Genomic DNA, 23,310 nt, shown 5'->3' with positions numbered 1-23,310 from the left:
GCGGAGATGCTGTTGGAGTTAAAACATGGTAGACCCATGAGGCTCAACGCGCTTCGTTTGTTGAAAAAGAATGAGCTCCGTTTCCCCAGGGTGATGAAATAACAGACCGATGGCGGCTTCAAGCTGAAGACTTCGTCTAGCATCACTCAAGAAGTTGTGCGACGCGAATACCGTCGACTAGTTCAAATCCATTGGCGATAGCCTCGCTCACCGCACCGCTAGTGAAACTACCGGCGGTGATGATCATGCCGCGACTGTTGGTCGTCATGCCACGATCGGATGAGGCAATAGCGCCCACCAGTTCGCGGACGACATCAGGTCCAACGGGTCGGTGCTTCGCCCAGCACTTGCATTGCACGACCCAGGACTGCCCCGTAGCGTCAACGGCGTAAAGATCGACCCCGAGATCGCCAGAGCGGTTGGCAGCCTGATGGACAACTCGCATGCCTTGACCCCGCAGAATGCGCGCACAATCTTTCTCGAACTCAAACCATTCCGGCCTACTTCCTTCCGGCGCCTTGGCCATCTCCTCGAAAATCATTCTGGATGCGGATCTGCTTCGATAGATCTTGACGCGCACCTCCCCAGACTCTGTGCCGCGCTCATGCGGCCGCACGAAAGTAAATCCTGCCGGCAACTCCATGCCGTAGCGCTGGGCAAGGAAGCGTTGGCCCGTTGAAGCAGTGCCCGCTTTCCGGAGATGTGGCGAGACCTGATGACGCGCCCGGGTTTTATCGGCATCGTCCAAGGTCATTCGCTCTGGGTACGGGGTCGTGTACCTTACGCGTGGCAGATAGACGATGTCGTTTACGTTACGTCCACCTCGCAGCCGACGACGCATAGATCGCACGTTGAACAGTGACGTCCTGTCTTCCACTACCAGGAAGTCTCGAACTATCGCAGCCGCAATTAGGCACAAGGCAATCTCGGCATCATGGTTCCACATGTACGCACCGTCGTCGGAACGCTTGCGAAAGATGCCCACCTCGCCGATCTTCGGTGGTCGGCCTTGCAAACCGATTGGCAAGAGAAGGTAACGGTCCTGGGCATCGAGAAAATGGCAGGAGAACTCACCTTCGCGCTCAAATATCTTCAGGGCCACAAAGGGACCGAAAGCGACCTCAACACGCGCGCCCCAGGGGATGGACCACTGCCGCGCTTCCTGAGCCTCTTGCAGTAAGGCCTGTACCTTGGCATAGCCATCCTCTTGTGTCCCCTCGATGAAAACATTCTCCATGGCACTTGTTAGCACGTCCCACGGAGCCGGAAAGTCAGACGACCCTATGCGCTCTCCTGCATCGAGCAAATGATGGATCTGGAGTCCTGCTTGCCAAAGCCGCTCAATGTCATCCAGATCCGCGTTCATGTCGATCGGTATCGTCCTGATCTCCAGCTGAAAACCTGTGTTGGCAAGCCAAGGGCGACGCGTTCCTTTGGCCGTTATGGCGGTATCGAGCAGCGCCGCGTCGAGGGTGCGCCATAGCGGCATGAGAGCATCGTCTTCTTCGCACGCATGAAGCACATGGTGCAGCCCCGACACGACTTCGAACATGGCCTTCGGTGTACACAAGATTTCGAGGGCGATTTCGTAGGACCTTCTGGCATCCAGTTGCGGCCCAAGCGTCGCAGCAAACCATGGTTTGAGCAATGGATGAAGTTCGCCGATGAAGTTCAGTCGTTCCCGCATCGGTTCATTGCGAATCCACAGTCCTGTCTCGTCCACGATCGGTGGCACCCCGTCGAGTTCTTGACGGTCGCGAAGAATCTGGATATCGCCAGCAGCTTTGGTCCGCACGTGCAATGCCCGCTTTGCCCAAAGTCCGCAGGCCCAGTCGGCTGGCTGCAAATCGGACACCCAGTTCTGCTTGTCGCCATGCGTGATCACGGCCCAAATGTCAGAGACCGGTTCCTTCCACAAAGGGATCGGTACATAGATATCGTCCATTGATTCTTCGGCGTCCGGATCGAACCGTCGACCGATGCGTGACCTTGGAAGACCAGCGTCCGGGTGCTCCCATAGCCTGTCAAAGGCAGCTGCGGTGTCCGCCTGGGCAAAGACAGCCTCGAACCAGCCACTGTGATCGCCAAAAGTATTTACCACGATGACGAGAAGGCGTTTCTCGCATCGGATGACCTGCGCGAGTGCTGTATCGCTTGACCCAAACCACCGTGGAAATGTCTTTTCCTTCGGCTGCGACGTTCCTTTGGGTGCCATTAGTGAGAAGGATAGCGCAGCGGTCGGAGCCGCCGGCCATCGCCAAGCCCAAAGGCCAAACCGTCCGTCTTCGCGGACTTGTCGCGGCCGTTGTTCATCTGCGGTCACGATGACGAGCCAAGCGGCCCCATCGTCGCCGATACCGGAGGGTCCAAAAAAACATTGCGCCCGACTCTGTCCTGCAAACGGCGCAACGAGTCGTTTGAGCGTCTCGTTGTCGATTGGTTTAGCAGTCGTCGGCTTTGCGATCGCAATCGGATTAGTCCTATCGTCAGAGCTGTACGTGCTATGTTTCATGTGATACGGAGAAACGATGAGACCGCCGCCAAAACTAGCGCTGAGCCGTAAAGGTGCGCGTTACCGATGCGCTACGACGCCGAACTCGCAGCTCGAAATCGTTGCGATTGGCACTCGGAGAAAAAAAACCAGTTTCATTGCCTGACGTCGCGAGCTCGTAGCCCGCCGCATCCATCCAATGAATGGTATCTCCCTGCCGAAATGGGACAACGCCATAGCGCGTCAATCGTCCGTCCGCACCAGTCAACACCGCAAGCTCGGCTTCCTGCCCGGCTTCCTCTCCTACATTGGGCTGCTGCAGGCTGAGCTGCCACTCGAGAAACAGCTGTGGATCAATCATGTCATCGGCCTCCAAGGCTACGTGTTCCTCATTGAGCCAACCTTCAAATTCAGGGCGACGCTCCGCGGCTTCGTTGCGAGTTCTTGCCAATCCCTGGGCAAGCGCGAATGCAACGAATGGGTCCAACGTGCCCCATCGTAGTAGCTCGCGAGCCCAAAAACCAAACCATGGCAGGCCTGTCGTGGCTCGCCAAGCAATGAGCGTTGGCACTGCCGACGGATCGTTCGCGCCGGCGGTCCACGCCCTGGCAACCACAGCACCAATGGCCACTCCCAGGCGAAACTCCAGGTTTTCTGTGACGAATCGTTGCCAGGCGCGTAGTTTATTGGGTGGAGGAGACTCCGCGTCCGTGCCTTGCATCCACCACTTCAGCAAGCCAGTCCAGTCGTCCAAAAGGCGCTGATCTGTCTCTGTCGGGCGAATGCGAAAACCAAAGCCACGATCCTCGGATACGAGCGCGCCTATCTCTTCAAATACGGTCAACCGGTCCGTGTTGGTAGCTTCGCCATAGCCGCCTGCTCGGTTTATCAGTTTGTGTATCTGCTGTGCTACTTGCTCAAAGCGTCGCCCGACATGGGGGGTAAAACCATAGAGATATAGGCGTTTTCGCTCATCGCCATCGGGATAAATTACATCAACCATAGCTCGACCACGTCGAATGAAGGCCGTCTCAAGCCAGGCTTCCTGCACAGCAGCCACGTTCGTGAACGTTTTCCGCCACAGCTGAATTAGATGTGCCTCGGCGCGGGCACCAGTCATCTCTGGCGCCTGTGCTTGGTTCAGTTCTTCAATGGCGCTCAGCAGAATCCCATCAAGCTCGTCGAGGCTGTCTGCCAGACGCGCATGCGGCGCCGTCTCGGCCCGACCGGCTTCACCACTAATTTCATTTGGCGTCGCCGCGTCAAGCCAGTCCAGAAATTCCTCTCCAGCCACCCCAAAAAGTTCCTCGGCGCGGGTGGCGATCGCATTCAGAAGCAGGTTCAGCGGACTGGAAACAACCTGAGCATCCCCTGCGTCGTTCAGCAGTCGATCATGCAAGGAACGGTAGTCGGCGATCAAATTCCGGCGTTGAGCGCGCTGGGTATCCCGCGTCGAGTCCGCCGTAGTGGAAACGCTCTGCGGTATGGCAATCAAGGTCATGCCTTCCATCCCCTTGCTTGCACCGGGGCGCCCCGCCCGACCCGCGAGATTGCGAAATTCCGCAGTCGAAAGTGGTGTGATGATCGGTCGTTGGGTGTTCGGATCGAAGGAGCTCCGCTTCAAGGACGTCACTACGATCATATCAAAGGGAAGATTGACGCCCTCCGTCAGCGTCGCCGTGGCGACCGTGATTGGGCAGATGCGTTGGTCGATCATTTCAGTCATCAGCCGGCGCAACCGCTGAGGCATCTGACCATGGCTCGTTGCGATGCCCCTGTCCAACAGGGCGACCTCATAGGAGTCTGCTCCGCAATAATCCACGGCCGCGGCGCGCGCTTCATCGAACCGCACGCCTCGACTACCATCTGGTGAGACGAAACGAGGAAGCGCGGCCCACGACGGAAGATCAAATGCCTCCCTGTACCAGCGCATCGTCTGTTCCGGCTCTTGAGCCACTGAGATCAGTATCCTTCGCTCGTTATCCACAAGATGCAGCACCGTCCAGAGCACGCTCAACTCATTGAAGCGATTCAGACTATTGCGCATTACAGCGGGAAGCTGCGGCATGGCGGGGATGCGTAGTGGCAGATAGACCGGTGCATCCCGACCGCGCACATACAGCGCCCTTCCGTTCATGATCTCCAGCAGAATGCGGCTGGAGCGGTCGGGCGACGTCTCGAGAACACCGATGAGTTGGCGAGTGCTTTGATACCGCGTTCCAACGGCCACCGCGTCGGGCCGCCCCTCAATCCACCGGGCGACCGGCGTTGCAGCACCACCCGCTACTGCGGTCAGCGCGATTCGGGCGATATGGGGTGCCAGCGATAGCAGCCGCGACACAAATCCCTCCAGGCGAAGTGATCTACTGCTGTGTTCTGCAAATGCCGCACGCGTACTATCGTTGTCTTCCGGTACGACCTGATGCGCCTCGTCGATCACAAGCAGGCGAAGACGCGCGAGTAGGAGTGGCCCCACGTAGCGCATTAACGCATCGGCTTTCTCGACCGTAGCGATCAAGACGGTCGGCCTTTCACCTGTCAGCCAGTAGTCGGTAATGCCCCAGTCCGCCCCGCCATAGAGGCCGGTCACGATCAGGTCTTCGCCGAGTTCGCTTCGCAACTTGGCCTCTACTTCGCCAGCAAGTGCCCGGGAAGGGACCAAATAGAGGGCAAGGGGATCAGGAGCATCCTCGTCTGGACGGAGGAGTAACTCCTTCACAAGCGCCAGATTGGCTACCAGGGTCTTGCCCGAGCCGGTCGGCGTACAAAGGGCGAAGGATGAGTTGCGCAAAAGACGGGCCAATCCGTCACGCTGAGAGGGCCAAAGAATTCCGCGACCGCGGCTGAATTGACCACGTGCAAAGCGAAGCAACCTCGGTTTTCGGCCGGCATTCACCTCCGCCAGTTGATCCACTGGAAGATAGATGCTAGCTTCGCGATAGTTATAGGCGACTGCGCGCATGAGCGTGATGAGCAACGAAGCGTCATCGCTGAATGTCCGGGTAGCCATCTTCTCCAGCGCATCGAGTTTCTCGATTGCGCGGGTGAGTCGGGCGTTGTTCCCTCGCCGCAGGGACTCGGCGATTAACCCCAGGCTGCGGACAAGTTCGGTCGTGAAATACCATCCAATATGGCCTTCATTTTCTGTATCGAGGAGCAGCCTGCGCGGCGCATCGCGATCGGTGAGGTCAGCATGCTGGTGCCAAAATGCCATGACAGCTTTCAGTACACCGTCGAAATCCGCCTGCAAAAATTTGGCATATAGCTGCGAACCCATATTGCCCAAGTTGACCTGCCGGAGCAGACCGGCTGCCATAGCCGGCAGACCACCAAGTTGAAGCGCGGCGGCGGCGAACAGTTCGATTGGTGCAATCAGGCGAAGTTTGTCATTTGCGCGCGCGAGCCACTCAAGCAGCTCGCCGGCACGCCGATAGCAATCGATTGCTCCAGGAGACTGCAATCCCTCGATCTGTCGATAGATCTCCGCCGCGTGAAGAAGGCGCCGTACGTCGGCAAGCTGAGCGCGAGACTCCTCGTCGCCCCACTGGATCGGCGGCACCTCCCAGATCGTTTGCAAGCAACGCACAAACGCACGAGCCTGTGTCGCCGACAAGGCATTTTCGACGGCCAGCTCGTTCCGAACCTCGCTCGCGATCTCCAGGCGTTCTCCGTCATTCTCAGCCATGTCTGTTTATTTCCTAGGACCAGAGAGTGTCGTAGATTTGGTCGATCAGATCGCCGCCGTCTTTGAGGATCAGTTCTACGACCTGAAGGTCGTTTGGAGCGGTGTACTCTTTCGGCATCTCTTGCCACGGAATGAGCGACATCCTTTCGTCACGGCTCGGAACATCGTTCCCCGCGATCAAGATGAGATTGGTTCGTGGGATCGGTACGGGGTTGCGCAGTGCCAATGCTTTGTCGAGGGACAAGATCGCAGCAGAGTGGCCGCCGGGATCACGTTCTCGGAGCAAACGCTGAAGTTGCCTCAGGCCGTGAGGAACTGGCGTATCACGGTTCACCTCGAACCATACACCCTTGCCTGATCGAGCACGCTCACCAGTCTCGCGGTCCGTGACCCAACTTCCAAGCATCAATGTCTCGATGGTCCCGGCGTTCAACTTGTCACGCCATTTCGCCTCGCCCGCAATGAAACGGATGACATTTCCCTCGTAGTCCAGACACAGCCCAAGAAAGTCCGATCCGAAACGCCCAAATACCTGCCGCGTTCGCGTATCGTTGCGAGAGAGATCAAACAGGTACTTTTCGACATCTGCGTGATAGCGAAAGAGAAAAATAGGAACATCCCATTCGTGCTTGCCGATGTAGGTGTACTGTTCGGTGAGCATTCCTGCCATCACTTCGCCAAAAAGTCCACGCCGTGCACTCACCGGTAGACAACGGGGATAGAGTAGTTCAGCCTCGTTCTGAACGCCATCGGAATCTGGGTGAAGATCGATCCCTATCTGCTCGGAGAAATACTTACGCGCATCCTCATGTGCCGACTCGAAATACGGAACCAGAGAACCAGCCAAATCGGGAGGTGGATCTTCTTTTTGCTCCAGGAGAAGATGTCCGTAGCTGCCTTTGAAAGAGGGGTAGCAGTTGAGCCATTCTTCGATGGCATCTGTTGGCGGCAGGCAAGTGTGCATAGGGCTAGCTTTTCTCACCTGTGGACAATCAGGCAATGTTACAGTATGTTGTTATAGTCGGGCCCATCAGGATATCTCTCAAACGAACCTTGCCAAGCCGCACTTTCTGCCAGGCATCTATTGCAGATCCCGTCCGTTACCGCGAATGCTTGCCAAATTTGAAGATCTGCATGCCAGTGGCATCGAGATGCATTGCCAGCTACGGTGCAACTGATGCAGCTAGCCAGAGGTTGTCCACATTCACAGTAGGGCAAAACACCGCTTACCGTCTAGACCTTGGTCTCGGCAACTATTTATTAAATGCGAACAGCACTAAGCAGCATGCTGTGCGCGTCCACTCCGCGCGATTGGCTTGGCGTTTATCGCTGCACAGACCATATGGCCTTCGCCCTTAAACCGCGCGTGTTCCGTCAACAAAACTGTCAAGATTTATGCGCCCAGAACTTCCCCCGGGAATCGACCAGTCGCTATAGCCTGCCCCAGCACCCACGCCGTATTCCATCACCGGGTAAAGACCCAGAAATTCCTGCCCCTCAAAGCTCACTCCACTCTCCATGACTGGCAAGATAGCCACGTGACCAGGCTTGTGTCCGTCGAAATAGCCAAGCTCCCAGGGCATCCAGATCGATTGCACGCTGTTGGCTGTCGTGAGATACAGCATTGACGCCGACGACCGCATGCGGTAACGCAAAACGTCGGCATGGAGGGGCGTCACCCTAGATCGGTCCAGTTGCACATCGCTGATCCAGTCAACATAGACCGTTTTGCCAAGAAGTTCCAGCAAACCAACGACACCCAGAACAATCTCCGCATCCTCGCGAGCGTGGGACAAGAAAATATCAAACGTACCAGCCTTTTCCGCCAGCTGTCTCCGCTCCTCCAACACAACGCCAGGTGAACCGCCGGGACTTTGTGCTGTCAACGAGCGCGCCACGTTGCGCGCCAGCTGCTTGGTTACAAACGCCATACGGTGAAATTCACTGCATCAGTCGCAAGTGATCAGGACGCACTGGTGCTCATTCCTTGCCAAGAAGATCCAATACTTCAGAAATCCGGCTCAGCAGTTCCTGGGGTTTGGCTGCGGGCACTTGAAGTCTGGCGAACGACTGCTTGATTTCTTCACTCATCGCGGATGATTTCACGCGTGGCTCGTCGAGCTGCCAGAGCTCTTCGGCAACATAACCCGTCGGGGCGACGGGTACTGTCACCAGGTCGAGTTCCCGCGCGATGGCGTACTCCTTACGCACGCCGTCCGCGAGGACCGTCTTGCCGTCACTCAACTTGTTACCGAACATGAAAAGTGCGATGCCGGCCTGCGAAATGAGGTCTTTGCGGAACTCATGCCACAGCGCGTCGCGCGCGCCAACATCGGCGATATAGCGAGGGAAGGGGCGAACAATCAGGTGATCCTGAATGTGCCCAACCCGTTGGCCATAGATCTGTTCAATCGCGCCAGACAATAGGTCATTGCTGATGCCCCAGCCAAAGCCCGATACAAGGCGAAAACCCCGCTGGATGACGATCTTCCCGAGGTCGTTGAGGAACTCAGAAACATCCGCTTTCTGCCAAGCACCAAACTCCTCAGCACTGCCCGAAATGAACAGCGTCTTTCGGCGATAGGTGCGTTCGATGCGACGCAACAGTTCCGTGATCTCATCGTAACTGTCGACCAGCAAGGTCTTGATGTTGAAGCGCTTCAAGTCATTGATGGCAAGGCGTTGCTTGATTTGCAGATATTCGTACTCCGCCTGGGACTGACCAGCCTGCTCCTGTACGCGGCGAAAGACACAGTAGTGCTGGCGTCCGTTGGCTTGAAAGGTGAGCCGAATTCTCGCCAGGATGTAGTCAAGGTTAGGATCCTTGAAGCTAAAGCCAAGAAACAGGAAGGTCTTGGAGACAAGGTCACCGGTCAGCCCGTTGATGAACGCGCCTCGATCGATCGGGTAGCGCTCGTAATCGTCCTTGGTCAACACGACTTGCGCCGGATGCTCGACGTCACCGTGCATCTTGAAAACCACCGCATCCCGGCGTGGTTTTGTGAAGGCGAGCTGATCCACCCGATGCTTCGAGTCAACGATTTTTCCGGCCCCTTCCAAGGCACGCTCAATCAGTCGATCGTAATTGGTGGTCCAGTAGACTGCCACTGGTAGCCGCGCCAACAGTTGATGATTCACCGTAGGCTCCGCGTCCGTCGGGAACTCCTCCAGCAGTCGCTTGTGCAGCCCGGCCCGGTTCATGCCGTTGTCATTAACGTGGTGCTGCGCAAGCGCGACCAGATGATCGCTCTCACGCGCAGCATCCAGGCCGAGTTCAGCTGCCAGTGGTTGGAGAAGCCCAACCCAATCGACGAATCCCTTCCCCACCGATAGGCCTGCGCCAGCAAAGATCGCAGCCGTCTCATTATGAAGTTCCTTGACGTATTCCCTGACGAAGGCATCCAGTTCATTGATAGGCATGGGGTCAGCTCAGTAATTTCTTGAGGTTAGGCCAATTCCAGGCATAAAGCCGGCCCGCATTCGGAACAGGGGTGTAGTCCCCGTCCTTGTAGCCAATGACCTGCACCACCTGCACGCCGGCAGCGCGTGCCATTGCGATTTCCTTCAGAACACCGCTGGCGCGGTGCGTGGCGTTGCCGACCATGACGATGACGACATCCGACCGCGCAATCGCAGCCCTTGCCTTGGCCTCCCAGTTCCGTTCGGGAGCAGCTTCCTTGAGCGAGTGATCGATGACTTCAAATGGAGAGTCGGGCAGTTTCGCCTGTCCCAGCATGAAGTCCCGTAAGACGCGGTCGTTGTCGAAGTCGAAGCTGATGAACACACGCTTTTTCGTCATATCGTCAGGTCCCATCACATTTCGAAAAGAGTGCCCCGCCAAGCCACCGAGAACAAGACCCAGACCCGGTACCAACGCGTGGCCGATTAACGCACCGGCAGCGGTGGCGAGTAGTTCACCAGAGGAAATCTCTGTCGCATGGGCCGCACAAAAGTCGGTGCCTGGCCGCTGCCCATTCAGGCAACGCCGTCCGGCTTTTGTTGTTGCCTTACAGCGCTTCATGGACTCTCACTTGAATGTCGCTTAGTTGGCTTTGCGAATGGCGATTGCTTCCTCGACGGCTGCCTCTAAGTTTTTTGATATCCACGCATAGCGCTCTTTACTGTCAGAACCCGAAGGGGTGTAACACTTCACAATGGAAGAGAGCTTTTTCTGGGAAGTGCCGTGTGTCACGTGGTCGAACGGATTACCGCCCTGAGAGGCGGTATTGCCATCGAAATTCTTGAGGCCGTGAATGCGAATCCCGACGATGCCCAAACCACGGTCCCAGGCCTGCACAATCTCGTGGTTGATCCACTTCCGATTAGCCGTGTTCCCGCCGATCAGCACGATGGCACAGGTCTTGCCTTCCATCTGCCCGGCGATCCATTTCTTTATGGCGGCATCTCCACCACCGACGACCGTTTCCCAGTCGTTGTCACGTGCTGGTGGGTTACCTTCAATCGTGCCGATCTGTCGAACCTGAGACGCCCGAACGCAGTCGGGTACATAGTGAAAACTGAAAAAACACTTTCGCGCCATTGCTCACTCTCCCTGTACTATTTTTGGTATTAGGGCTCACATGATACATGTCGAACTCGCGTGGCGCATACAAACAAAAATGGAATCTATCCACCTTTGTCAAGGATCCTTCTTTTCCTCCCGAGTCGCCTTGCACGGACGTGCTCTAGTTTCACAATCACCGGATACGCTGATGTGTTCCGTCAACAAAGCGAAATTCGTTCTGGGCGTCCGCGAGGTACGGAACAAAAGCAAGGCTTCAGTTTTCCTGGCTAGCCTGGGCAGCGGACTCGCTCGCTGAACCCGCTGAAGGAAGTTCTTGGTCATCCGGATGCGCGAACAGGATATCGTCCTGCTCAGCCAACGGAACATCATGCCGAAAACGCAGATAGCGCCCAGGCTCGTTGAATACAGTCGTCACCTGCTCAGGGGGGATCCCGTTTGCGATGGATTGTGCGGCCGACCTGTCACCCAGGAATCCCGCAATGCGGTGCTGCTGATTCCATTCCAATGCCCACGACCAACATTCGGCCTGCGGGTGCTTGCGGATTGAGCATCGAAAGAAGTCGTCAGCAATCGCCGCTTGCACTCTCATGTCCCAAGGGTAGACGTTCTGCATAAACCCGATCCAGGAGACATTGCCCCAGTCAGATCGCCGCGCGTGGAGTATTGGCATGAACTCACCTGGCCACCACCACCCCCTCTCAGTCTTTCGATCATAGGTAATGAGGAAGAAGAAGGCCATCACGTGATGTCGGGCAAGCTCGAAAATTCGGTGATCATCAATTTGCGGTGGGCCGGTAAAGGAAAAATCCGCCGTCAGCACTGGAGAGAGCTGCCCCGAAACGGCGAGCCGAGCCTGACTCTCTTTCACCGGCTTTTTGGTCTTGCGGCTTGTGCTTCGCTCGGCTTTGCGCTTCGCCGTCGCTACAAGCGCTTCGTCGGCAACCGCATAGCGGCCGAACACATCAGGTTGCATGGACACGGCCGCAATGTCGTCTTCCAGGTCCGACTTACGTGTATTGCACGGAGAACAGGCCCCCACAATCAGGTTCCATTGCCCGTCCAGCTTGCCAAGGGGTACGAACCTGCGTCCCACCACATGCTCCTTGGTGGAGTTGCCGTCGGTAAGCCTCACACCGCAATAGACACAAACTACGTTCCTCAACCGAATGGGCTGGCTGTTTGTATATCGGATGATCGTACCGTCTTCCTCATCGATGCTCACTTGGGTAGTTTCCTTCCTCAAAAAGCAGATCGGTGTGGCAAACGCGCCGTGCGCAAGAAAGCGCGAAGCCAGCTCCGATTTGGCGTATCAAAATCATCCCATCGAAACTTTGGCTGAAGCGGCCAAATCCCACTTTACCCAGCAACGGGCTGAATGATGACGGGTGGCCGGATCCTGTCGCGTATCTCTTGGTACACAGGAATACCCGAGCCGACACCAACTTCCAAGGACACGCAGACCGCAAATCTAACCTTGCCGATCAAATCACCTGCGTCAGCGGTGCAGTTCACTTTGCACTCAAACCGATTGCCGTCAACGAATGCGACCGCATCCTGACCTTCAAGTATTTCGTGCTGCACGGAGCCTCGTAGCGCCGCTTTGTCATGTACGCTATTGGCGCGTTTGATTCGAAGTTGATCTTGCGGCGGCGTCATCCAAAGTTTGGCGCGGCGGTATCCTTGGTGTGAGCAATTGATTGGCGTCATCCATGCCAACGTCACTGTCAAACGACGCCATGCAATCTTGCCGGCCAATGTCGGCGGTAAAGGCGCAGAAAACACAAAGGCTTCGTCCGCACCCAACTCTCCCACACCGAGCAATGTTGCGCGCTCGGACGCACAGGTAATTGCACGCTCGACATCAACGGGGCCGTACCCCAACCATCGCGTCACCAGATCCTTCTGGGCTGCACGCCTCGCCGCACCATTGGTAATGGCCTGGATTTCTGGATGCTCGGCCAGGAGCCGCTCAGGCCAGTCACCCCATTGCGCACCATGAATCAACAATGCTTTGAGCAGCACGGCGTCGTACATCGCTCCCGGTGCATCTTGCGCCTCGGCACGCAGCAATTCGAGCATGTCATAGGCTTGTACAGCCGCACGGCTGGCGAGAGCAGCGGCGTTACTGGTGCCGCGGGTGTACGCAGTCGCGCCCAGAGTTTCCCCTTGCAGGGGCGGCACTGCCACGCGATGACCAGGCGCAGCTCCCGACGTAACAACATCCAGCACACTGCTAACCGGATCGGACTGCATCCTGGCACGATAAAGCACACGTCCTCCTGGCATCAGGATGTCCGGTTTGATGGCTCGACGGAAACCATGGCCGACGCGCGACAACGGACTGAGCCCGCCAGCCGCGAAGAGATCGAACCGTCCTGGAACCACGGGCGGATTTGCCTGATCGGCGTGCAAGGCGCCGACGGTCAGCACATTCAGCGCCTCTGCAGGAGCCAGCAGGCGCCGCTCGATGTGTTCGGTGGTCATCGCCGTGAATGCCAACGCAGATCGCTGCTCCGCAGTCAGTCCATCTAGGGTACCGCTTGGTGTATCGAGACTGAGCGGCCGCATGTCGTTGCCCGCGCTGACGATGAAGAGCACGGAATACCGGAACGACAGCCAATCCAGCAGTCGCGCCCACGGCGACATCTGGCGTTCGAATAAGCGCGCCTCGTCACCGATCGACAAGTTGATAACACGCACCGACGGTGCCACTGCGGGCTCCTGGCCTTCGCCTTCGCAGATCCGCTTGACAGCTCGGTGAATCAAGTCGATCAGCAATACATCGTCCGGTGTATGTTCGCGCCGGCGGGCGTTGAAGTTGTCATTTGCATCGGGACGCAGGACTGGGCGCACATAGAGGCGGTGGCGTAGGGGCTCGGCAGCTCCGTCCAGCTCACCATGCAGGATTAGTGAAGCCATCGCAGTACCGTGTACTCGGTCCTTGGCGGCGTAGTTTCCCTCCCAACCATCCGGGTCATCCACTAACAACCGCCCTTGCAGCTGTGCGTGGTTCTGCAATGGCAACCCATCGAGCAGCGCCACAATCGGCAGTCGGTCTGAGACGCCCGCTGCTGGCGCTTGGGGCAGTACATCGGCCTCGTTCACGCCGTCAGTGATCGACTGCGCTTTTGGGCGGAAGAACATGATGCGGTCAGACAACACCAGTTCGGGCGTTTCACCTGCCATTACACCAGCAACTGCCTGCATGGGCAGTTCCACAAGAAACCCGTGATAGGCAATTTCGCCAATCAGCGCGCGACGCAGAACCTGTCCCCCAAGCCCATGGACAAGGGCTTGAATCTCTTCATGGGCCTTGTCGTTCTTCAACTGCGACGCGAAATACCATGCTTCGATTTCGAAGCGGATGTCCTGCAGGCCATCATCGATGCAATCCTGCCAATACTGACGAACGTCGACATCGATACGGTCCGCCATGCTCCAATGGCGGATGTTGCGTAATTGCCCAAACAGGTTACGAAACTTGTTCAGTCCGCGCTCGAACTGCGCTGTGGGGTCATTCTGGTAACGGGTCCAGAGCGCCAGCAACTGCGAGAGCGCCTCCTGGTTGCTTCCCAACAGAAACAAGCGCCCCGAGAATGACTTTTCTTCCTTGCCTTGGATGTAAAAATCGTCATCCGGCTCAATCTGGTCCTCGGCCCACTCAACTAGCCATTCCAGTCCAGGTATCTTGACAACGGCCTTGGCAAACTCCTCCACCGTGCCCGCCACCTCCAGAACCAGGATCAGCTCGGGGTTCTCCATCGGCGCCGCCTGCTGCAGCTTCAGGCGCTGTGCGTCAAACGCCTGTTGCAGTACGGTGAGCTGCGGTGCAATTCGGGCACGCTGGCGTGCAATATCCGGGATATGGACAGAGCCCCCACCTCCTCCTAGGGAGTTTCGATCAGCGGGTGTAGGTTCTGGAAAAAATAGAAGTGGGAAATTTCCTGTTGCCATCCGTTGATCATCCCTGGTTGTCGCTTGTTATTGGCTAATGGTGAATCGAGTCTGCCATTGCTTGAGCCTTTCCGCCACGATGCGCTTCAGGTTCGCATCGGGGAGCGACAGCACATAGCGTCGCTGAATATCTTCGCAAAACTGCTCCAAGTCCGAAAAACTGGAGGCTTGAATCTTGGTGGCCAGGGTTTTGGGCGAAAATCCAAGCGGCCCTTCCAGACGAGCCTGAAAGCGCGTGAACCATTCTTCCTTCTGCGCAAGTGTCGGTGCCGGCAGTGAAAGCCGCAATTGGAACCGCCGCCACACCGCCCGGTCCAGCAGTTCGGCATGATTGGTTGCGGTCACAACCACGACATGGCTGGGCAGGGCATCGATCTGCAGCAGCAGCGAACTGACAACGCGCTTGATCTCACCGGTTTCATGGACGTCGCCACGCTCCTTGCCAAGCGTGTCGAATTCGTCGAAGAATAAAACGCATTGATGCGTGCGGACGAAGTCGAACAGCTTCTTCAGCCGTCCGCTGGTCTCGCCCAGAAAACTGCCAATGACCGCCTCATACCGTACGACAAAGAGAGGGACGAGCAACTGAGCGGCGATCGCTTCGGCAAGAGAAGTCTTACCGTTGCCCGGAGGGCCGGACAGCAGGACACGGTGCCTTGGCTCCAGCCCATAAGAGCGAAGGATATCCTTGCGATGCTGCTCTTCCACCAATTCGCGGCATGCCGCAAGTGAAGCAGCATCCAAGAACAACGCTTCGAGAGCGCGGCGCGGCTCCACCTCATACAGCAAGCCGCCGTGGCCACCATCAAATGAACGGACGACCTCGGTCGTACGTGAGCGTCCATTGACGGCCCGCAGGTTTTCTTCGAGCTTGTCGGCAAGCTGATGGTGATGCTTTGCGCGCTCTTCCGCCGCCATCGCCTCCACTGTTGTTCGCAACAGCTGCTGATCGCCCTGACTTCCCGCTTTGACGAGACTGACTATGAGGTCCGCTCGTGACATATCTCCACCTCTCAATATCGAATTCATGTGCCTTTCCGCCATCTTCTCACACTGGCGTACGTAAACCCAACCCTGCGACGCAGAAACAGCTACTGCCATCATCCGCTGCGCAACGCCAATCTACGCTCCGCTGGGTTCTCGCAGCAAGAACTCTGCGGCACCCTTCTGGCATCGACGAATCAGGACATGCCATGCATCACCATATCTTCCCAGCCCTGCCCATCAACCGTGTTGTCGTAGCGAATCCCTCACCCGCACCAGCCTTCTACCGCTTGCGCGATGTGATGCGCATTTCGGCGCTCAGCCGGTCAACGATCTATCGACGCATTGCTGAAGGCCGCTTCCCGGCACCCGTCCACCTGGGTGGGCGGGCCTCCGCCTGGCCCTGCTCCTCATTGCAGCTGTGGATCGACAATCCCGAAAAATATCGAACATCAGCTTTACAAAACTGAGGCGGGCAGCACGCCTGCGACCGACCTCATCAAAGGCCGCTGCAGCGTCAATGATCAGGTTGCGCGCCTCTTTTCTTTCAAATGGCGCACCTCGTCAGCCAGGACAGGTTCCTTGCCCTTCGCAAGATCATCCAGAAAATCCGCCCACAGCTGCACCATCTCGCGCCGCTGCGCCAAGAACGTAGTCCGGTCATAGCTGCCGCCCAGTTCTTCGTCGGAGACGTGGGCAAGGTGCCTTTCGATGACATCCCGGTCCCAACCCAGGTATTCCCGGATCATTGTCCGGGCGGTCGCCCGAAAGCCGTGCCCTGTGATCTGTTCCTTCGTGTCGTAACCGAGCGTGCGCAGCGCGCTATTGATCGTGTTGTCGCTCATGTACCGCGTCGCCTCCGAGCGCTTCGCCATGCTGCGAAAAATCGGGCCGGTCGGCCCCGTCAGCGGCTGAATGTCCTGAAGAATCTCCAACGCTTGCCGTGGCAGCGGCACCAGATGGGTCGGTGTCCGGCTGTCACGCTTCTGCCACTCCCGCAGCTTCATCTTCTCAGGCGGGCAGCGCCATATCTCATGCTCAAAGCTGATGTCTTCCCAATGGGCCAGCCGCAGTTGCCCGGGCCGCTGGAACAGCATGGGGGACAGTTGCAGCGCGGCGCGCGTCAGAACATTGCCCTTGTAAGCCTGGATATCGCGCAGTAGCTGTCCCAGTTGCTTGGGATCAGTAATGGCCGCGTAATGTCGGCTGCGCGGCGACGGGAGGCCCGCTGTACGGGCATTGACGAAATTCCGGGCGGGCTCCAGCGTTCCGTTATCGACAGAATACTGGTACACGTGCTGTACGGCCTCGCGCACGCGCTGTGCGGTCTCAAGGTTGCCACGCTCCTTGATGCGGTGCAGGCAGCGAACAAGTTCGGTGGGCTTGATGGCTTCCACCGCCAAGTGACCAATCCAGGGAAAAATGTGCAGTTCCAGATGCCGGATCACCTTTTCAGCATAACCGGCAGACCACTGCCGGTCTTTTTTCGCCTGGCCATGCCATGCACGCGCCAAGAGTTCAAAGGTGTTAAGCCGGGCGACACGATCACGCTCCTCGTCCTCACGGCGCGCTTCCCTTGGGTCAACGCCACCAGCTCGCTTTTCAGCTTCAGCACGCGCCTTCTTGCGCGCCGTCACCAGTGATACGACAGGATAGTGTCCAAGGCTCAGCTTGGCTTCCTTGCCCTGCTGCTTGTAACGGTAAACCCAGACCTTGGCGGTTGGTCGCACGCGAAGGTACAAACCCTCTCCGTCCGCAAGCAAATATTCTTTATCGAGCGACTGCGCCGCCCTGATCTGGAGATCGTTGAGTTGTCCCATGGTGTACCCAAAATAGACTGATGAAAAACAGCAGTCTGGGGTACACCGTTGGGTACACGCAAGAACGGGACGTTGTGGAATCAAACGATACCGCTTGAGCCGCCTTTTCAGGCTAAGTCCTTGATTTACAAGGACTCTGAGCTAACTTGGGATCGTTTGAGAAGAAAAGATGGTGGCCTGGGGCGGAATCGAACCACCGACACAAGGATTTTCAATCCTCTGCTCTACCGACTGAGCTACCGGGCCTGAGCCGCAAATTATAGCAGCATCTCTTGGGCTTTCGAAAACGCACTGTCAGGTCAAGCCGCGTTTGCCTCTTGTCAAGTCAACCCCCAGTTGTTTCAACTTGCGGTAGAGGTGCGTGCGCTCAAGCCCCGTCTTCTCTGCCACGCGGGTCATGGAGCCGTTTTCTTTGGCCAGGTGGTATTCAAAATACGCCTTTTCAAACTCGTCCCGGGACTCGCGCAAAGGCTTGTCCAGCATGAAGCTTTGCTGGGACAAAGGACCCGTCTCGACCACGACCGCACCCGACGGGGCCACGGTGACAGCTATATCCACCTCTGTCGCGGCAATCGACGCCATCAAGGGTGCCACAGCCTTGCGTTGGGTGCCCCGTGCCAAGGCCTGCTCGACGGCTTTGAGCAACTTTTGCAGCGTAATCGGCTTTTCAAGAAACGCCAGCGCTCCAATTTTTGTGGCTTCGACGGCTGTGTCAATGGTGGCGTGCCCGCTCATCATGATGACGGGCATGGTCAATGCGCCGGTGGTCGACCATTCCTTGAGAAGTGTCACCCCATCGGTATCCGGCATCCAGATATCCAGCAAAACCAGGTCCGGGCGATCACGCAGACGGGCGGCGCGGGCTTGCGCGGCGTTTTCAGCTACTTCAACGTTGTGGCCTTCGTCATTCAAAATTTCCCACAACAGGTCGCGGATGCCCAGCTCGTCGTCGACCACCAAAATGTTTGCCATGATTTGTCTCGTCCCTCGGGTATGCTGTGTTGCCCGGCTAAACCGGCACAACGTTCTCAATGGCGAATGATAACGACACTTGCGCACCGACCACTTTGCCGTCTGCCAGACGGTTGGCAATATCAACCCGGGAACCATGCTCGTCGGCAATCTTTTTGACAACGGCCAATCCAAGCCCTGTACCCTTCACTTTGGTTGTGACATAAGGTTCAAACGCTCGTTTGAGTATGTGTTCGGGGAAGCCAGCACCGCAATCCAGCACACTCAGGCGAACTCGCCGGGAGGCCTCCTGCCACTGGGTCTTGATCGTTACCCCTCGCTCATCATCACTGGCGCATGCGGCCTCCGTTGCATCCTGCGCATTCTGGAGCAGGTTGTGCATGACCTGGCGCAACTGCTGGGCATCTCCCATGACATTGGGGCAGCGCGGGTCCAACTCCATCTGCACGGGTACGTCGGCAGTTTCGCTCGCATACAGCTGCATAACTTCCACAACCAGTGCATTCAAATCAACCGGCTTCAGCTCGGCCGCCGGCAGTCGGGCGTAATCCCGGAATTCATTGACAAGACGCTTCATGGCGTCCACCTGGTCCACAATCGTCTTGACCGATTTGGTCAGGATGGCCTGCTCGGGTGGTGCCACCTTGCCTGTGAGCTTCATCTCCAGCCGTTCGGCTGACAGCTGGATGGGCGTCAAAGGATTCTTGATCTCATGCGCCAGCCGTCGGGCAACCTCACCCCAGGCCTGTGAGCGCTGTGCGGAGACGATTTCAGAGATGTCATCAAACACCAGAAGTCGCGCCGCACCCGGCAGTTCCGCCCCACGCGCCACCAGACTCACCACATTCTCTGCCTGCCTGCCCGCCAGCCCTGAAGCAGCATTGCCAAGCTCGAAGGATTGTTGCCAATGCTCCAGGCCGTGTTCGTCGCGTGCAGTAAAAAATGAATCGAATTGTTTCTGGACGTTTTCGCCAAATGTCTGCAAACCTTCAATCTCGGCGAGGCGATGGCCTTCGTGGGCCGCCAGGGGCACACGAAGAATGCGGGTAGCACCTGGATTGGACGACAGAATGACGCCCTGTGCATCCAGCACCATGACGCCAGCCGTAAGGTTATCAAGGATGGTCTGCAAATTGGCACGCGCCGCATTGACTTGCTCCATGCTGGTCTGCACGGCATGACGCGCATCGGCCAGTTGCTGCGTCATCTGGGCAAACGACCGGGTCAAACCGCCCAGTTCGTCCTTACCCTGCAGAGATGCTTTGGGCGTCAGATCACCTGCGGCGACCTGACTCACACCATCGGCCAGCAGCAACAGCGGACGCACAATCTGGTTGCCCAGTATCACCGCCAGCAGCACAGCGCCAAACACCGCCAGGAACAGGCAAAGCGTCAGGGTACCGATATACATGCGGCGAAGGCCCTGACGCGCCAGGGCCCGCTCCTGGTACTCGCGATTGGCCTCTGTCACGGCCAGGGCATTGGCCACCAGCGTGGGCGGCAATGCCTGCGTCACCAGCAAAAAACGCGACTCACCGAGTAAGCCCAGACTGTTGCTGGACACCAGGACGAGCGCTTTGATTCGCGCAGTCGTGGCCACGCCAGGCACGGCATCATCAAGCCCTTCGATCCAGGTGACGTAGCGTTGCGACCGCGCACTGCGAAACTGCTGCTGGCTTGGCCGCTCCGGATTGAGTTGATACCGGGATTGACCTGTCGCGGCGATCAGTTGCCCAGAAGCACTCCACAACAACAGGTCGGTGGCACCCAATTGTTCACGGACCCGCTCCAGCGGCACTGCGGCACTGACATCCTGCGCATCAGCCAACTGCGAGGCCGCAGCACGCGCATTGCTGGCCAGATCCTTCGACAGGGTCTCCAGCGTGACGCGCCCCAGATTGAGGCCGGCCTCCAAAGCCCCTTCCACCTTGACGTCAAACCAGCTTTCGATAGAGCGCGAGACGAACTGGTAGGACACCACATAGATCAAAACCCCCGGAGCAAAGCCTGCCAGCGCAAAAATCGCGGCCAGCTTGACCAACAGGCGACTGCCAAATTTACCCTGCCGCAGCCGCATCATCAGTCGATAGGCAATCCAGCCAATCACAATCATCAGCAGACCGGCCACCACGACGTTGACCACGAATAGGCGGGCGTAGTTACGCTCATACATCTCGCGGTTGGTGGTGGCTTGCGTCAGCAGGAACAGCAACACCAGCCCGACAGCCACCATGGCAGCAAGCCCGGCACCTACCGTCCAGCGCAGGGCACGGGAGTTGCTGGAAGCGCCACGGATTGCCGCTTCAGCGGCGGCCTTCGCCAGACTCACTTGCCACTCTCCAGCAACAGAGGCTGGCTGGAGGAGGCCACGATGTTCCAGTCAGTCTGGCCCAGCGTGCCAATCTGCAAGGGACGCGGCAGTTGCGCCACGTCAAGACGGAAACGAAACTCAACGAAGTGACGTTGTCCAGGTTCGATGTCCGACGCATCAGCGATTTTCCAGCGCGAAATGCGCCTCAGGGCCGCCAAGGCATCCGACAGGTTCTCGAAATTCTGATTCAGGGCCACACCCATGGCGGCATTGGTAATCAGCCCCGACGCGACATTGAGCCGCCAGCGACGGGTCAGCGGCTGGTAGGCCAACCGCATATGGCGCTCAGCGCTGAGCACCTTCTTGTTGGTCCAGTACCAGCGTTCGCGAAACACGTCCGCTTCGGCCACGAAAATCATGGGAATGCCCTTGAGCAGAGCATCCTCAACCACAGCCGACAGTTCAAATTTGACGGTTGCTGACAACAGTATGGCGTCGCCCGTGCGCTCAAGTTGCGCTTGGGAGACCTCCGTCACGGACGCTTCGGCATGCGCGAGTTCGGGGTGCACCCCCAGCCAGCAGGCGCAGGCCAACAGCCCGATCAGGTCAAGCCGCGCGTTTCTCAAGCAATGCGTAATAAAAGCCGTCATGGTCACCGACTGAATTGTCCGGGACACAGCCATCATTTGCCTCGCCAATGGGCAATAAATGGCCGGGTGAAGGCAGTAATACGGCATCTTTGTTGTGCGCAAGAAACGTTTGTATCTGATCTGCCCCCTCCGCCTTGAAAACCGAGCACGTGCAATACAACAGCCGCCCACCCGAGCGGAGCACGGGCCACAAGGCCTTGAGCAGTTTCGCCTGAATCCGTGCCAACTGGGCGATATCGGTTTCCCTGCGCAGCCAACGCACATCCGGATGGCGCCGCACAATACCCGATGCAGAACACGGCGCATCCAGCAAGACAGCGTCAAAAAGCCGCCCATCCCACCAGACGGACACGTCGGCCGCATCAGCCGTCAGCACCCGGGCCTGCAGGTCCAGCCGAGCGAGGGTTTGGAGAATACGTTCGCAGCGCAATGGGTCCACGTCCAGCGCAGTGACCTCGCAGTTTGCCAACTCCAGCAAATGCGCTGTCTTGCCGCCTGGCGCGGCACAGGCGTCCAGCACACGCAGCGGCTCATCCGACGGTAAACCCGACAGCAACAACGGAGCGGCAAGTTGCGCGGCGGCATCCTGCACCGAGACCACACCATCATCAAAACCAGGTAGGGCTTGCACAGGCTGGGGCTTTGCCAAAGTAAGGCCCCACTCGCCCGCGGCAACGGCCATGAGCCCCGCCTCCCGGAGAAGGCCCAGATACGGCAATACGCCGGAACGCCGCGCGTTCACCCGCAAGGTCATCGGAGCATGGCGGTTGTTGGCGGCCAGAATGGCCTGCCACTGTTGCGGCCAATCTCGCTGCAGTCTGTCAATCCACCACTTCGGATGATTCCAGAATGCAACCGGCTTGGGGTCAGTCGAAGCAACCAGCGCGTCCCGCTCGCGCAGGAAGCGGCGCAAGCACGCGTTGATGAAGCTGGCCTGGGCCTTGGTTGCAGAACCTCTCTTGGCTGCCTCCACGGTCTGATTGACGAGGGTGAACACTTCATAAGGTGCGTCTTGCTCATGCCACGCCAGCGCCAGTGCGACGCACAACAGGGCGTCAGCGGGCGGCGGCGGAACGCGACCGGCAAGCAGTTGGCGCAAGGCCTCGGCCCGTCCCAAGGAACGCAGAACATGAAAGACCAGCGCCTGAACGCCGGGTCGCAGATCAGCGGACACATTGGCCAGGGCGGCCGTACCCGATACGCCCGAACGGATGGCCATCAATACGGCGGCGACGGCCTGAAGCTGTCGCCACAAGGGAATTTGCGGTTCGTGGGTATTCATCGTCATCTCTACAGTGGCAGCGCCGGCTTGAATCCAAAGACCCACGCCAGCCACATGGCCGGAAACTGTTCAATCCCTTCGTTGTAGCTCGCCACCAGGCGGTTGAATTCCGCACGGGCTGCTTTTTCCTGCATCGCCACATGCTCCCATTCCGATTGCAGCGCTACCGGCAGCGCGGAGCCTGCAAGATCGTGCGGCAGATCGCGAAGGCGTACCCATGACAAATGCAGAGTTTCATACGCGGTCTTCAGGGCACTCATGGTCGGTCCATTCAAAGGCTGGACGTGGGCCACTTTCAAAGAAGCATTGAATTGCTCAGCCGCAGCGGCAAGTCCGGCCCACGCCGTCACAAATTCATCATCTCCGCGGTCGGGGTCGGGCACGAAATGAACGGCATCGGCCTGCTCAAAATGGGTCTTGACCAACGAGACGTACTGGTTGAAAAAATTCTCCAGGGTCGCAAACGCAAGAATGCTCTGGGAGCGAAGGCGCATGAGGCGGTTGTAGGCACCCACTGACCAGAACAGCGCCAGTGCGATGGCAAACCAAACGATGAGGGAGTCACTCATTGCCAGAATTCTCCAGGATCAGATGAACAGAAGTTATCCATATTCACAATGAAAAACGCCCCAAGCC

17 protein-coding genes and 1 tRNA gene are annotated in these 23,310 nt (G+C 57.8%); 1 reads left to right on the top strand and 17 read right to left on the bottom strand.

Annotation, left to right across the window (positions count from 1 at the left end; all coding sequences use genetic code 11):
* Nucleotides 1–142: 142 nt before the first annotated feature.
* The 10 genes from IV109_RS17490 to IV109_RS17445 form a co-directional block, all read right to left on the bottom strand.
* Entirely contained in the window at nucleotides 143–2,512 is a 2,370-nt protein-coding gene (locus tag IV109_RS17490; RefSeq protein WP_296699778.1) for a restriction endonuclease, read from the bottom strand.
* A 34-nt stretch (nucleotides 2,513–2,546) separates the two neighbouring features.
* On the bottom strand, nucleotides 2,547–6,176 hold the full coding sequence (locus tag IV109_RS17485; RefSeq protein ID WP_296699775.1) for a DEAD/DEAH box helicase: 3,630 nt from the start codon (nucleotides 6,174–6,176) through the stop codon (nucleotides 2,547–2,549).
* Between the two features lie 13 nt (nucleotides 6,177–6,189).
* On the bottom strand, nucleotides 6,190–7,140 hold the full coding sequence (locus IV109_RS17480) for a hypothetical protein (RefSeq protein WP_296699772.1): 951 nt from the start codon (nucleotides 7,138–7,140) through the stop codon (nucleotides 6,190–6,192).
* Between the two features lie 391 nt (nucleotides 7,141–7,531).
* Nucleotides 7,532–8,107: a toll-Interleukin receptor gene (locus tag IV109_RS17475; RefSeq protein WP_296699769.1), complete on the bottom strand. Its 576-nt coding sequence runs from the start codon at nucleotides 8,105–8,107 to the stop codon at nucleotides 7,532–7,534.
* Between the two features lie 49 nt (nucleotides 8,108–8,156).
* Nucleotides 8,157–9,596 carry an SIR2 family protein gene (locus tag IV109_RS17470; RefSeq protein ID WP_296699766.1) on the bottom strand — a complete coding sequence of 480 codons (1,440 nt, stop codon included), beginning with the start codon at nucleotides 9,594–9,596 and terminating at the stop codon, nucleotides 8,157–8,159.
* A 4-nt stretch (nucleotides 9,597–9,600) separates the two neighbouring features.
* The gene (locus IV109_RS17465; RefSeq protein WP_296699764.1) at nucleotides 9,601–10,197 is read right to left on the bottom strand and encodes a TIR domain-containing protein; all 597 of its coding nucleotides are present in this window, start codon (nucleotides 10,195–10,197) and stop codon (nucleotides 9,601–9,603) included.
* A 21-nt stretch (nucleotides 10,198–10,218) separates the two neighbouring features.
* The gene (locus tag IV109_RS17460) at nucleotides 10,219–10,716 is read right to left on the bottom strand and encodes a TIR domain-containing protein (RefSeq protein ID WP_296699761.1); all 498 of its coding nucleotides are present in this window, start codon (nucleotides 10,714–10,716) and stop codon (nucleotides 10,219–10,221) included.
* Nucleotides 10,717–10,954: 238 nt separating this feature from the next.
* Nucleotides 10,955–11,923: a hypothetical protein gene (locus tag IV109_RS17455; RefSeq protein WP_296699759.1), complete on the bottom strand. Its 969-nt coding sequence runs from the start codon at nucleotides 11,921–11,923 to the stop codon at nucleotides 10,955–10,957.
* Between the two features lie 134 nt (nucleotides 11,924–12,057).
* Nucleotides 12,058–14,655 carry a S8 family peptidase gene (locus IV109_RS17450; protein WP_296699754.1) on the bottom strand — a complete coding sequence of 866 codons (2,598 nt, stop codon included), beginning with the start codon at nucleotides 14,653–14,655 and terminating at the stop codon, nucleotides 12,058–12,060.
* A gap of 27 nt (nucleotides 14,656–14,682) precedes the next feature.
* Nucleotides 14,683–15,684 carry an ATP-binding protein gene (locus IV109_RS17445; RefSeq protein WP_296699749.1) on the bottom strand — a complete coding sequence of 334 codons (1,002 nt, stop codon included), beginning with the start codon at nucleotides 15,682–15,684 and terminating at the stop codon, nucleotides 14,683–14,685.
* 164 nt (nucleotides 15,685–15,848) lie between these two features.
* On the opposite strand from IV109_RS17445, the gene IV109_RS17440 reads away from it, so the two are divergent.
* A complete protein-coding gene (locus IV109_RS17440; protein WP_296699744.1) occupies nucleotides 15,849–16,109 on the top strand; it encodes an AlpA family phage regulatory protein in 261 nt (86 codons plus the stop codon).
* Between the two features lie 54 nt (nucleotides 16,110–16,163).
* Here the strand turns inward: IV109_RS17440 and IV109_RS17435 are convergent, their stop codons facing one another.
* The 7 genes from IV109_RS17435 to IV109_RS17405 all read right to left on the bottom strand — a co-directional run bounded on the left by IV109_RS17435 (nucleotide 16,164) and on the right by IV109_RS17405 (nucleotide 23,243).
* On the bottom strand, nucleotides 16,164–17,459 hold the full coding sequence (locus IV109_RS17435) for an integrase arm-type DNA-binding domain-containing protein (protein WP_296699740.1): 1,296 nt from the start codon (nucleotides 17,457–17,459) through the stop codon (nucleotides 16,164–16,166).
* Nucleotides 17,460–17,629: 170 nt separating this feature from the next.
* Nucleotides 17,630–17,705 (bottom strand) — tRNA-Phe (locus IV109_RS17430).
* 48 nt (nucleotides 17,706–17,753) lie between these two features.
* A complete protein-coding gene (locus IV109_RS17425; RefSeq protein ID WP_296699737.1) occupies nucleotides 17,754–18,431 on the bottom strand; it encodes a response regulator in 678 nt (225 codons plus the stop codon).
* Nucleotides 18,432–18,468: 37 nt separating this feature from the next.
* Nucleotides 18,469–20,760 carry an ATP-binding protein gene (locus IV109_RS17420; RefSeq protein WP_296699735.1) on the bottom strand — a complete coding sequence of 764 codons (2,292 nt, stop codon included), beginning with the start codon at nucleotides 20,758–20,760 and terminating at the stop codon, nucleotides 18,469–18,471.
* Nucleotides 20,757–21,392: a DUF4390 domain-containing protein gene (locus IV109_RS17415; RefSeq protein ID WP_296699732.1), complete on the bottom strand. Its 636-nt coding sequence runs from the start codon at nucleotides 21,390–21,392 to the stop codon at nucleotides 20,757–20,759. Before IV109_RS17415 ends, IV109_RS17420 begins: the two co-directional genes overlap by 4 nt.
* A complete protein-coding gene (gene rsmB / locus IV109_RS17410; protein WP_296699729.1) occupies nucleotides 21,349–22,674 on the bottom strand; it encodes a 16S rRNA (cytosine(967)-C(5))-methyltransferase RsmB in 1,326 nt (441 codons plus the stop codon). The genes IV109_RS17415 and rsmB overlap by 44 nt, the downstream gene beginning before the upstream one ends.
* A gap of 8 nt (nucleotides 22,675–22,682) precedes the next feature.
* Nucleotides 22,683–23,243 carry a LemA family protein gene (locus IV109_RS17405; RefSeq protein WP_296699726.1) on the bottom strand — a complete coding sequence of 187 codons (561 nt, stop codon included), beginning with the start codon at nucleotides 23,241–23,243 and terminating at the stop codon, nucleotides 22,683–22,685.
* Nucleotides 23,244–23,310 lie beyond the last annotated feature (67 nt).

This window comes from Rhodoferax sp. (assembly GCF_018780565.1).
Taxonomy (GTDB): domain Bacteria; phylum Pseudomonadota; class Gammaproteobacteria; order Burkholderiales; family Burkholderiaceae_C; genus Rhodoferax.
The sequence above is the reverse complement of the archived record's forward strand: the minus strand, read 5'-3'. Positions and strand labels throughout refer to the sequence as shown.

Bases quoted from the DNA above. Each gene is read 5' to 3' on its own strand.
- IV109_RS17490 (WP_296699778.1), bottom strand. From the start codon at position 2,512: ATGAAACATAGCACGTACAGCTCTGACGATAGGACTAATCCGATTGCG.
- IV109_RS17485 (WP_296699775.1), bottom strand. From the start codon at position 6,176: ATGGCTGAGAATGACGGAGAACGCCTGGAGATCGCGAGCGAGGTTCGG.
- IV109_RS17480 (WP_296699772.1), bottom strand. From the start codon at position 7,140: ATGCACACTTGCCTGCCGCCAACAGATGCCATCGAAGAATGGCTCAAC.
- IV109_RS17475 (WP_296699769.1), bottom strand. From the start codon at position 8,107: ATGGCGTTTGTAACCAAGCAGCTGGCGCGCAACGTGGCGCGCTCGTTG.
- IV109_RS17470 (WP_296699766.1), bottom strand. From the start codon at position 9,596: ATGCCTATCAATGAACTGGATGCCTTCGTCAGGGAATACGTCAAGGAA.
- IV109_RS17465 (WP_296699764.1), bottom strand. From the start codon at position 10,197: ATGAAGCGCTGTAAGGCAACAACAAAAGCCGGACGGCGTTGCCTGAAT.
- IV109_RS17460 (WP_296699761.1), bottom strand. From the start codon at position 10,716: ATGGCGCGAAAGTGTTTTTTCAGTTTTCACTATGTACCCGACTGCGTT.
- IV109_RS17450 (WP_296699754.1), bottom strand. From the start codon at position 14,655: ATGGCAACAGGAAATTTCCCACTTCTATTTTTTCCAGAACCTACACCC.
- IV109_RS17445 (WP_296699749.1), bottom strand. From the start codon at position 15,684: ATGAATTCGATATTGAGAGGTGGAGATATGTCACGAGCGGACCTCATA.
- IV109_RS17440 (WP_296699744.1), top strand. From the start codon at position 15,849: ATGCATCACCATATCTTCCCAGCCCTGCCCATCAACCGTGTTGTCGTA.
- IV109_RS17435 (WP_296699740.1), bottom strand. From the start codon at position 17,459: ATGGGACAACTCAACGATCTCCAGATCAGGGCGGCGCAGTCGCTCGAT.
- IV109_RS17425 (WP_296699737.1), bottom strand. From the start codon at position 18,431: ATGGCAAACATTTTGGTGGTCGACGACGAGCTGGGCATCCGCGACCTG.
- IV109_RS17415 (WP_296699732.1), bottom strand. From the start codon at position 21,392: ATGACGGCTTTTATTACGCATTGCTTGAGAAACGCGCGGCTTGACCTG.
- rsmB (WP_296699729.1), bottom strand. From the start codon at position 22,674: ATGAATACCCACGAACCGCAAATTCCCTTGTGGCGACAGCTTCAGGCC.
- IV109_RS17405 (WP_296699726.1), bottom strand. From the start codon at position 23,243: ATGAGTGACTCCCTCATCGTTTGGTTTGCCATCGCACTGGCGCTGTTC.